Annotated in this window: 7 protein-coding genes, 1 tRNA gene and 2 pseudogenes; 2 read left to right on the forward strand and 8 right to left on the reverse strand. The window is 69.8% G+C overall.

Annotated elements, in window-relative coordinates; genetic code table 11:
- Window positions 1–47: 47 nt before the first annotated feature.
- The 6 genes from JF597_RS51145 to JF597_RS51170 form a co-directional block, all read right to left on the reverse strand.
- Window positions 48–713, reverse strand: a complete 666-nt coding sequence (locus JF597_RS51145; RefSeq protein ID WP_294013381.1) for a DUF305 domain-containing protein — start codon at window positions 711–713, stop codon at window positions 48–50.
- 84 nt (window positions 714–797) lie between these two features.
- On the reverse strand, window positions 798–1,184 hold the full coding sequence (locus JF597_RS51150) for a DUF6153 family protein (protein WP_294013385.1): 387 nt from the start codon (window positions 1,182–1,184) through the stop codon (window positions 798–800).
- Between the two features lie 292 nt (window positions 1,185–1,476).
- The gene (locus JF597_RS51155) at window positions 1,477–3,123 is read right to left on the reverse strand and encodes a multicopper oxidase family protein (protein WP_294013388.1); all 1,647 of its coding nucleotides are present in this window, start codon (window positions 3,121–3,123) and stop codon (window positions 1,477–1,479) included.
- 88 nt (window positions 3,124–3,211) lie between these two features.
- Window positions 3,212–3,682, reverse strand: coding sequence for a hypothetical protein (locus tag JF597_RS51160; protein WP_294013390.1), 471 nt, complete (start codon window positions 3,680–3,682; stop codon window positions 3,212–3,214).
- A gap of 311 nt (window positions 3,683–3,993) precedes the next feature.
- Window positions 3,994–5,826 carry a hypothetical protein gene (locus JF597_RS51165; protein WP_294013392.1) on the reverse strand — a complete coding sequence of 611 codons (1,833 nt, stop codon included), beginning with the start codon at window positions 5,824–5,826 and terminating at the stop codon, window positions 3,994–3,996.
- A 597-nt stretch (window positions 5,827–6,423) separates the two neighbouring features.
- Window positions 6,424–7,098 carry an SDR family NAD(P)-dependent oxidoreductase gene (locus tag JF597_RS51170; RefSeq protein WP_294013394.1) on the reverse strand — a complete coding sequence of 225 codons (675 nt, stop codon included), beginning with the start codon at window positions 7,096–7,098 and terminating at the stop codon, window positions 6,424–6,426.
- Window positions 7,099–7,198: 100 nt separating this feature from the next.
- Here JF597_RS51170 and JF597_RS51175 point away from each other — a divergent pair, with 100 nt between their 5' ends.
- Complete coding sequence (locus JF597_RS51175; RefSeq protein ID WP_294013396.1) at window positions 7,199–8,092, forward strand: helix-turn-helix domain-containing protein; 894 nt, start codon at window positions 7,199–7,201, stop codon at window positions 8,090–8,092.
- Between the two features lie 77 nt (window positions 8,093–8,169).
- On the opposite strand, the pseudogene JF597_RS55920 reads toward JF597_RS51175, so the two are convergent.
- A pseudogene (locus JF597_RS55920) lies at window positions 8,170–8,424 on the reverse strand (hypothetical protein); the annotation flags it as partial.
- On the opposite strand from JF597_RS55920, the pseudogene JF597_RS51185 reads away from it, so the two are divergent.
- Window positions 8,362–8,898 (forward strand): annotated as a pseudogene (locus tag JF597_RS51185) (tyrosine-type recombinase/integrase); the annotation flags it as partial. The pseudogenes JF597_RS55920 and JF597_RS51185 overlap by 63 nt on opposite strands.
- Window positions 8,899–8,995: 97 nt before the next feature.
- On the opposite strand, the gene JF597_RS51190 reads toward JF597_RS51185, so the two are convergent.
- Window positions 8,996–9,069: transfer RNA gene (locus JF597_RS51190), tRNA-Pro, on the reverse strand.
- Between the last annotated feature and the right edge of the window lie 50 nt (window positions 9,070–9,119).

Consider the following 9,119-nt stretch of genomic DNA (forward strand, 5'->3'; position numbering starts at 1 on the left):
GCGGCACGGGGGCCGGTGTCGGCACCGGGCCCCCGGGCGGGGTGCCGTCAGCCCTTGCCGAGCATCTTGTTCATCTCGGAGATCTCGGCGTTCTGCGTGGCGATGATGCCGTCGGCCATGCTCGTGGCAGGGCCGTACTCGCCCTTGCCCTTCTCCTCGCTGGCCATCTCGACGGCGCCCTTGTGGTGTTCGACCATCATGGTCAGGAACATGGTGTCGAACTCCTTGCCGGACATCGTCTTCAGCTCGGTCAGGTGCGAGCTGCTCATCATGCCGGGCATGCTGGAGCCGTCGGACTGGCTCATACCGGGCATCGAGCCCATCGAGCCCATGGAGCCCATGGAGCTGTCGGACGACGGGACGTCCTTGCCCCAGAACTTCAGCCAGTCGGTCATGGTGTTGATCTCCGGGTCCTGCGCCTTCTCGATCCGTGCGGCGAGGTCCTTGACCTGGGCGGAGGAAGCCCGGTCGGCGGCGAGCCCGGCCATCTGAACGGCCTGCTGGTGGTGCGGGATCATGCCCTGCGCGAAGGAGACGTCCTGCGCGTTGTGTGCTGCCGCGGCGTTCGAGGACGACGAGGACGCGGATCCGTTGCCCGAGCCGGCGCTGCCGCTGTCACTGCCGCCCCCGCAGGCGGCGAGGACGAGTGAAGCGGTGGCGGCGGTCGCGACGAGGGCGAGGCGACGGGTGAGGTTGCGGGACGTGGCGGACATGCTTGAACTCCTGCTGTCTGGAAGAGGCGATCCGGGCGTGCGGGGAGCGCCGCGCCGGTTCATGGCACGGCGTCCGAACGGCCTCTAGATCCGCAGGAGTTGGAGTTCGGCGAGGGACGGCGGGGCGCGCGGGCCATCCGGACCTGTGCGCACGTACGAGTGCGCCGCGTCGGCTTCCGCCGGAACGGCCACTGGATCGGCCACGAGGACAGGCGGTTGCGGTCCATTGCTCACGGCGCCTGACGCGCAGGTCGCGTCGGCGTGCTGAGCGAGGCATCCGCCGCACTGCCCGCCGGCGCAGGCATCGTCGAAGCTCTGCGTGGCCGCCGCGGGGCGCGCGTGGGCACGGTCCGTGGTCAGGCCGCCCGGGGCCAGGGCGTGCATGCCCAGCAGTCCCGCGAGCAGCCCGAGCACCAGCAGGGCCCGCCACCGCCGAGGCGGTCGCACGGGATGCTGCTCGGGACTGGTCATCGGGTTCGTCCTGGGCAGGTGGTGGCAGGCGGGCTCGGGTGCCCGTGATTCATACGCGGCTGGTCGGGCCCGCGTTCAGAAGGACAGCCGGGGCGCAGAAGAATGCGGTGTGCGGAAACCTGGGTTACCTGCGGCCCGAGGGAAGTCCGACCCTGGTTCGACGGATGCGACCCGGCGGATCCCCCGATGGCCAGGACCGTCAGGTATGGCGCAACTGAGCGGGAAGGGCGGCCCACGTCGGTCGCACGGGTGCGGTGGACGAGCCGCACCCGCGTGACCGACGTGGGCGGGTTCAGCCCTGGTAGGCCACCAGCGCCATCATTCCGGCCTCGCCGTGGTACGCGTTGTGGCAGTGCAGCATCCACTGGCCCGGGTTGTCCGCGTCGAAGAGGACCGACACCGTCTTCTTCGGCAGCACGATGGCCGTGTCCTTGCGGGGCCCACCGCCGCCGAGCTGGTAAGTGTGGCCGTGCAGGTGCATCGGGTGCCACATGGTGGTGCGGTTGACGAAGTCCAGCCGGACGCGCTGACCTTGCTCGACCGTGATCGGGTGGGCGGTCGGGTCGGCCATGTCGAACCGCTTGCCGTTGATGGCCCAGTTGTACGCCATCATGCTGCCGGTCAGCTCGACGCGGTGTACCTGGTCCACCTTCTTCGACGCGAGCCGGACGTCGTCCGCGGCCTTCAGCCGGGACGCGGGCATGATCATGCCGTTCAGTTCCTTCGGGCGGACGCCCGCCTCGGGAGCGGTGCCCGAGCCGGTGCGGACCAGGGCCAGGCCCGTGGTGTTCTTCCCCTCGGCCAGTGCGACCAGGGGGAAGACGCCGTCCTCGAGGGTGGCCAGGACGTCGTAACGTTCCCCCATGCCGATCAGCAGGGCATCGACCTGCTGATGCCGGACGGGGTAGCCGTCGGTGTGGGTGACGGTCAGCCGGTGCCCGCCGAGGGCGACGCGGTAGGCGGTGTCGCTCCCCGCGTTGATCAGACGGATCCGGACCCGCTTGCCGGGCTTGCTCCCGAAGACCTGGGGGTCGGCTGGAACGCGGCCGTTGACCAGGTGGTACGGATACTTCACGTCGCCTGCGTCCCCGCCGAGCAGCGGGCTGTCGGCACCCATGAGCATGAACCTCGTCGACATGCCGCCGCCGGACGACGAGGGGGACGGGGAACTGCTCATCCCGCCCATACCGCCGCCCGTGCTGCTGCCCATGCTCATCCCGCTCATGTTTCCCATGTCGTGGCCGCTGCCGTCCGAAGGACCGGACGAGTCGGTCGGCGTACGACCGCTGTTCATGCCGCCCATGCCCTGCCTCAGCTCGGCGAAGACCTCGTCCGGGGTGCCGGTGACCCCGTCCAGCCAGTCGTCGAGGACGACCACCCACTCCTCGTCGTACGACAGCGGCTCCTTCGGGTCCTCCACGATCAGCGGGGCGTACAGACCCCGGTCCAGCTGGACTCCGATGTGCGGGTGGAAGAAGTAGGTGCCGGGGGCGTCGGTGAGGAAGCGGTAGGTGAAGTTGCTCCCGGCCCGGACGCCGGACTGGGTGGCCGGCGGGGCGCCGTCCATGTCATTGCGCAGGGCGATGCCGTGCCAGTGGACGGAGGTGGTGGTCTTGTCCGGCAGCTGGTTGGACAGCGTCGCGGCGAGCTGGTCGCCGGCCGAGACCCGCAGTTCCTTGCCGGGGGTCTGGCCGCTGAAAGCCCACGTCCTGGCCGTGATGCCCGCACCCAGATCCACCCTGGCCGGGGCAGCGACCACAGTCACCTCGTGGGTCCGGCCGGTCCTGGGGCGCTTCTTCTCGGCCGCGGCGACCGCCGAGCCGGACGGGCTGACCAGAGCGGCAGTGCTGTCGGAGGTGTTGCTGCAGGCTGCGAGCGCGCCCGCGCCGGCGATGCCGAGTCCGGCCAGGAGCACGGAGCGACGGTTGATGGCGTTCATGTGGGTTCTCTTCTCACGATCGGTCTGCTGAGGTCGCGTGCGGACACGGCTGCGCGTGCACCAGGGCAGGCGAAGCCGCGGGCGCGGCCTACAGCAGCAATCGGGAGAGGAACGTGAGGTCGGGCGGTGCTCGGCCCGCGGTTCCCGGAGCATGCCGCCCGGCGCCGGCTCGGGCAGGGGCGGCCGGGGTGTGGCCGACGGCGAGCTCGGCGGGGGGCACCAGCTTCACCTTGTCGACGCCGGCGGCGGTGCAGTGCTGCATCGACGTGCACGAGGAGAGGCCGTCGCCGCCGACGGCAACGGGAGCCGTCGTGCCGGGCGGCGCGGCGTGCGGGGCGTGCGCGGCGGGGCGGACCTGCGTGGACGGGCCCGGTCCATGGCTCATGCCCGCCATGTCGGCAGCCTGGACCGCAAGGGAAGGCGGGATGTGCGGCATCGGTGTGGCCGTCTCGTGGTGCACGAGAACGGCGACTGCCGCGACCAGCGCGATGAGGACGGCACGCGTGCAGCGGAGGGCGACGCGCGACAGGGCGCCTCGCTGGTCCTCGGCTGTCGTCATGGTTTCCGTCCGTGGTCGGTCATGCCGGGCGCCGCCAATATACCCCGACGGGGTATAAGTCGCCGTGCTTGTCGAGTGATCTGCAGCACGGGCAGGAAGGCCATCCAGGCCCGGCCACCACCCCAGCCGTCACGGCAGTACGTCACTGCGCTCACCTCTGAGAAGGCTTCCGCCTGCCACTCTCTGCGGGGAGCACGGCAAGCGGCAGGGGCCCTTCGGCCCGATCGCCGGACCGATCGGCTCCCCTCGAGGTGAAGGGCGCCCCGGGGTTTTCCGGGGCGCCCTTCGTGCCGGTCGTCACAAGAGGCTGGTCAGCGCACGTCCACGTAGTCGTGGTAGCTCTCGGCGTCCACGTAGGAGCCGGACGCGAGGTAGACCCCGACCCAGGTGCCGTCCTGCTTCGCGGTGAAGCGGGCGGTGAAGTGGCCGCGCGAGTCCGCCTTGACGGAGCCCAACTGCGTCCAGGACTTCTTGCCCTTGGCCTGGAAGAGGATGTAGACGCGCTGCTTGCCGAACGCCACCCACTTCGTGCCGCTCAGCCGCTGCAAGGTGCCGGTGGTGGTCACGGTGTGGCCCTTGCGCACCGGCTCGGGCCCGGCGTTGAAGCCGGTGATCCTGGTGGCGGTGCGATTGAAGTGCACGGAGTTCGAGTAGCCGGGCTGGTAGTCCGACGAGCCCGCCGAGTACAGCCGCCAGTAGCCCTTCGGCACGGCCACGTACCCGTCGAGGTTGAAGGTGCCGTCGGACTTGGTGGTGAACCAGCCGAGCGACTTCCAGCCGGTCTTGCCGTCGGCCGACTGCTGGAGGTACAGCCTGTGGTTCGGCGGCACCTTGCCGTTGCTGGCGGTCATGCTGCCCTGGATGTGCAGGTCCGAGTACTCGTCGATCCAGCTCGAACAGAAGCAGATGCTCGTCTTGTTGACGACGTCGACCTTGAACTGCGCGTGCGAGGCCGTCAGATACGGGTCGGCCAGGTAGCCGTCGGAGCTGGTCTCGACCGTGAACGTGGCGTCGTCGTACGGGATGTACGGGTCGGTGAGCGTGAAGCGTCCACCGGTACCACTGGTCGTCGTCGCGTAGTACCCCATGTCGAGCGCGACGCCCTTGGCCGGGCGCCAGGTGCCGTCGTACAGATACTCCACGACACCGGACGAGGACGCCTTGGCGCCGAACTTGATCTGGACGCTGGAGTGGTCCAGCCGAATCCGGCTCGGGCTGAGCACGACCGGCAGAGTCTTGCTGTCGACGAGCACATAGGTGTTCGTGCCGTCGGGGTTGGCGATCCAGAAGGAGAGGGAGACCGGCACGGACGTGGCGTTGTCGCCGTTCAACTTCGGTGCCACGTCGATCGCGTAACTGCCGTCGGCGGCGGTGACGGCGCTGTAGGCGTACTCGGCCACCACACTCAGCGTCTGGCCGGCCAGCGGCGAGGTGTCGCCGGTGATCGGGTCGAAGAGCGAGATGCGGCCGCTCAGCGCGACGTGCGTGTGCTCCACGTCCAGCACGGCGGGGCTGATGCTGCGGTCGGCGAAGACCGGCTTCGGCTCGACGTCCACGGTGGTGGCGTGCGCCGACGTGGTGTTGTCGCCATCGCTGTCCTGGGCGCTGACCGTCACGTCGTAGCTGCCGTAGGACGGCAGTTGTGACATGCGCGGCGAGCGCCAGACACCGTCCTGCGGCGTGCCGGAGACAAGCGTGAAACCGGTGACCGTCACGGTCGCCGGCGCCGCTCCGTGCAGCTCTGTCAGGTCGGCGGACACCTCGGTGATCGCCGAATCGGAGGAAACGGCGACCGTCAGGAAGCCGGCGTCGGAAGGGTCGGAGCCGACGCTGCCGAACACCGGGGCGCCGGTGCCGTCGGCAGGCGCGTGGCTGCTCGGATCGGGCGTCGGCTCGCCGGAGGGCGGGTCGGACGGGGTTGGGTCGGCGGAGGTCGGGGTGTCCGACGGTTCGTCGACGGGCGGGTCGGACGGGAGCGGGGTGTCCGAAGGAGTGCCGGACGGGGCGCTGGTGGGCGTGTCCGCCGACGCGGGATCGGTCGTCGGGTTCGCGGTCGCGGTCGCCGCCGGGTCCTGCCCGGGGCCGCCGTCCGCGTACGCCAGCGTCGGCGCGGCGAGGAGCGCGGCGCCCAGTGCGGCGGACACGGCCGCCGACACCAAAGAGCGTGTTCTCACTGCTGGATTCCCCCCACGGGAATGGCGCAGCCACGCTGCCCCGGATGTCCGGAGGCCGGCCGCGCTCTTTGTACGGTTGCTGTGAACATCACGCAACGGATCGAACTGTAGTGCCTGCCTCTGACACGGAAGCAAGGGGTTTGTGGAACCGGCGAGGATCTCGCCTGCGGGCTCCTCGGTTCAGATGCGAGGGACGACGCCGAGGTGGCCGTCACTGCCAGGGCGGGGACGAGGGCGAGTGACTGGATGCCGGCCGCCGAGCAGGAGACGGGCGGGAGCCGCGGCTAAGACCCGTTGACCTGGCACGGGACTCCTGAGAGGCAGCCCGGAGCCCTCCCCGCTAGGGCCAGGGAATCGGCGACCTTCCGCCTTTCAGGCCGTGTCCGGGCCTAGACGACAGCAGCCGCCGGCCCGCGTGGCACGTCCCTCCGGACGCTGGTCGACCGGGCCGCAAGACCCGACTGAGGAGGGCGCCCGACGTCGCCTGGGCGCCGGGCGTGCGCGCAGCTCTCCGCCACAGGTTCACTACGTTTCGCTCATCCAACTGGTCAGCCTCACTGAGAGGGTTCAGTAACGCATCAGCTCGTGCTGCCATTCGGTCTCGGGCTGGTGGTGCAGTTCGAGGTATGCCTGGGCGAGCACCGCCGGGTCGAAGCGCGCGTTGCCACCGCCGATGTCACTCGTGATCGTGACGCTGGTCGCGTGCACGCCCGTTCCCGCCAGCTGGTCGTGAAGTACGTGCACGTAGCCGCGCAGCGCGGCCTTGCCGACGGACAGGGAGGCGAATTCCCTGGAGGGGTGCAGCGCGTAGCCGCCGCCTGTGAACAGGAGGCTCCCGCGGCCGTCACGCAGTTCGGGCAGGACGGCGTTGGCCGCGATCCTGGCGCCCAGGACGTTGATGGCCGCGTTGTCGACCCAGTCCTGGTCGTCGCCGCCGACGGGCGAGTCCCTGCGAAGCACTCCGACGTTGTACACGAGCACGTCGGGGGCGCCCAGCTCGGTGATCGCGGAGCGGAGCGCGGCGCGCAGGTTGTCGGGGTCGGCGGCGTCCGCCGCGTAGCCGCGGACGTTCTGGCCGGTGGAGGCCAGTTCGGCAGCATAGGTGTCCAGTTTTGCCCTGTCCCGGGCGAGCATGGCGACCGGGTGTCCGGCATCGGCGAATGTGCGGGCGAGCGCGATGCCGATTCCAGGTCCGACGCCGACGATGATCGCGGTTCCGAGGGCTGTGTTCTTGTCAGTCATGGCCTCGAGGCAACCACCATCGCCGCCCGTGCGGCAGGACGTGTCAAGGGGGTGTTGGCAGGTCCTCCTTAACCGCCGCATCTGTGCCTACCGTGGAGGCATGGACCGTCGCAGGCAGATTCAGGAGTTTCTGGTATCCCGCCGGGCGCGGGTCAGCCCCCAGTCGGTCGGGCTGCCCGTGGCCGGACGCAAGCGGCGGGTGCCAGGGCTGCGCCGCGAGGAGGTCGCCGCCCTCGCAGGGCTCAGCGTCGACTACTACATCCGGCTGGAGCGCGGTGCCCTCACCAACGCCTCCGACAGCGTCCTGCAGGCCATCGCCCGCGCACTGCGGCTCGACGCCGCCGAACAGGCCCATCTGATCGACCTCGCCCACGCCGGCAAACCGTCCGCCGCATCCCGCTCTCGCCGCACGGCGCCCGCGGCGATCGCGCGGCAGCTGCAGACGGTCCTCGACGCCCTCGTCGGCGTCCCCGCGCTGGTGCGCAGTCCCACCCTCGACATCGTCGCCGCCAACTCCCTCGGCCGCGCCCTGTACAGCGTGCTCGACACCGGCGCGCGCACGGCGCCGAGCGTTGCCCGGTTCACGTTCCTCGACCCCCGCGCCCGCCAGTTCTGGCGCGACTGGGACGAAGTCGCCGCCGACCTCACCGCCCAGCTGCGTGCCGCCGCCGGGGCCGACCTTTTGGACCGTGGCCTTATCGACCTCGTCGGCGAGCTGTCGACCCGCAGCGACACCTTCCGCGAGCTGTGGGCCCGCCACGACGTGCTCGCCCACGGGCGAGGCACCAAACGATTCCAGCACCCGGTCGTGGGCGCGCTCGAACTGCGCTATGACCTCCTCCACCTGGCCGCCGAACCCGGCCTGACGATGATCACCTACACCGCCGAACCGGGAACGACCTCACATGACAACCTGTCGCTCCTCGCATCCTGGGCGGCCGGCCAAGACAACGACATCGACCAGAACCAGGCCGCGCCCTCACACCAGGATTGATCCTTTACGTGAGCGAGGCGAGGACACCGTCCGCGTGTCAGGCCCCGTGCGCCCGACGCCCCCGACGGGGTTCGGTTCGGGGCTGTGTCGGCACCTCCGTCGTCTGTGACCGACAACGCGATCACCTGTGGGGACACCGCGAGAGCCAGATGGAAGCTGCCCGACTCCTGACCGCTGGCCGTATGGAGGATCGCGTTCGCGCTCAGCTCGCTCACGATCAGTTCGGCGTCTTCGGCTAAAGGGGAGCCGCGCAGGATGTCGCGGGTCCACTGCGGGCCCTCACCTGGGACCACGTCTTCCTGAAGGGCCGTCCCGAAATGAACCCACCGCAACCTCCACACATCGCCGTGTGGTGCTCGGTCCGGCGGAGCGGGGACACCAAGACCCGGAAATCCCGGCGCACGCTCGCCCTGCCGACGCGCTGCGTCGAAGCTCTCTGGCAGCAGTGCGAAGATCAGGGCTGGGATCGGCTCGCCGCTGAGGACACGTGGGAGGAACACCGGCTCGTCTTCTCCTCGGCCGTCGGCAAGCCGCTCGACGCTGCCAACGTTCGCCGCGCCTTCCGCCGGGCGCTCAAGGACGTCGACGGGATCAACGCCGACGAGTGGACGCCCCGGGAACTCCGGCACAGCTTCGTGTCGCTGCTCTCCGACCGGGGCGGCCCGCTGGAGGAGATCTCCCGGCTTGTCGGCCATTCGGGTACCGCCGTGACCGAGGAGGTCTACCGGAAGCAGATCCGGCCCGTGATCCGGACTGGCGCGGTGGTCATGGACGGGATCTTCGGCGCTGATCCGCAGCGGTCGTAGACACTCGGGAATCGACAGTCACGCAGTCAGACACGCAGCCCCAAACAAGTCAGCCACCTACTCACGTGAGTAGGTGGCTGATCTGCTGTTTCGGCTGTCGGGGTGGCGGGATTTGAACCCACGACCTCTTCGTCCCGAACGAAGCGCGCTGCCAAGCTGCGCTACACCCCGGTGTCGCTGCGGTGCTGCTTGTCGCGGCGACGTCGTTTACTTTAGCCCAC

This window comes from Streptomyces sp., assembly GCF_019510245.1.
In the GTDB taxonomy this organism is placed as follows: Bacteria; Actinomycetota; Actinomycetes; order Streptomycetales; family Streptomycetaceae; genus Streptomyces.